2 protein-coding genes are annotated in these 1,289 nt (G+C 43.8%); one reads left to right on the forward strand and one right to left on the reverse strand.

Annotated elements, in window-relative coordinates; all coding sequences use genetic code 11:
• The coding region (locus H8S57_RS16790) for a hypothetical protein (protein WP_186909085.1) at positions 1–469 on the forward strand (469 nt) is incomplete at its 5' end.
• Positions 470–680: 211 nt separating this feature from the next.
• Here H8S57_RS16790 and H8S57_RS16795 read toward each other — a convergent pair.
• On the reverse strand, positions 681–1,148 hold the full coding sequence (locus tag H8S57_RS16795; protein WP_186909086.1) for a nucleotidyltransferase domain-containing protein: 468 nt from the start codon (positions 1,146–1,148) through the stop codon (positions 681–683).
• Between the last annotated feature and the right edge of the window lie 141 nt (positions 1,149–1,289).

A 1,289-nucleotide genomic window follows, 5' to 3' on the forward strand; every position in this document is an offset into this window, starting at 1 on the left:
CGGACATGGTTTACAGACTCCTTTCAGAATGGTGTGTCGCAACTTCATTCTACCAGAGTTCTGCAAACCATGTCTCTTTTTATCCTCTTTTATATTTGCGCAACTTATTTTACCTTATCCCAAACGAAAAGACACACCATTCGGTGTGTCTTTTCGTTTCAGGCTGCCGAAAACCCTCCTGGAGAAGAGCCTGGCAGAGTTGAGTCGTCCGCAGACGACGGAAGGAAAGGAAGCTCCGTCATTTCCGGCGACACGTGCGTCGGAAATGACACCTTTCATGACGGACAGGGCGACTTTTCTGCAAGAATCGAGCCCTGTTCGTCATGCATTCCTCGGTCGAAAAAGGCCAGAGGCCTTTTTCGGCAAGCTGAGACCGGATCAGGGCCCGCGCGGCGGGGCGGCGCTTCTGCGCCGCTGGCGCAAACCCTTGGCGCAAAGCGAATTCACTTCGCCCGAGCATTTGAAATAAAAGGGTGAAAGCGGTCTCTGGCCACCAAGCAAAGCGGTTGTAATTTGGAACGAAGATTCAGCGGTACGAGCGCATTTCAATGTGGAGGATTTGCTCTTTTGTTGATTTGTTGAAAAGAAAAGCAAATCTGTTATTGTAAACAACTGTTAGAAAGATATTTCATTCTTTGATTGGCTTGTACCAAATTCTGTTCCCAAAGTCCATCCTCGTGCTAATTCAAATAATCACGTAGCATTTTTGCCTTAGCTATTCTTCCCAGTTTCTCATAAGCTTCCGCTTCATAAGAAAGCTTCAAAACGGGAATAGAAACATCATGCCATGATATATAATCCAATATAGACTCTAATGGAACGATATCTTCCCAATGGTCCCCGGCTGATTTCTGGATATCACCCATAATCTCAACTTCCATTCCATCAATAAGATATTTTCCAAAATGCGATCTAATTTTTGCATTGCCGCAAAACATCACTGGTTGAACTTCATATTCCGCTAAGAGCCTACCAAGAATATACGCACTAGCTCCATCCGTCTGAATGTCTATATCATGAGGTTCCACATCAACGCCCTGTAGTGCGAACGATGTGCTTCCTGTTAATCCCCAGCATATGTTTTCACCAGAGTTTCGTATAATTCCATATATTTTTAGTAAAACATTTTCATGTAATTCTGTAAGCATTATTTTCACCAACTTTGTTTGTTAGAGTCTGTTTTAAAACCATCAAAGTAACCAAACGAGGATACAGGCAAGACAGACAACAGCGTGAAAATAGAGTGCTTTCTTCTCATACCTGGTGGCAAAACGGCGGTTGTTTTTCAG

The sequence above is a fragment of the Lawsonibacter hominis genome (assembly GCF_014287895.1).
In the GTDB taxonomy this organism is placed as follows: Bacteria; Bacillota; Clostridia; order Oscillospirales; family Oscillospiraceae; genus Lawsonibacter_A; species Lawsonibacter_A hominis.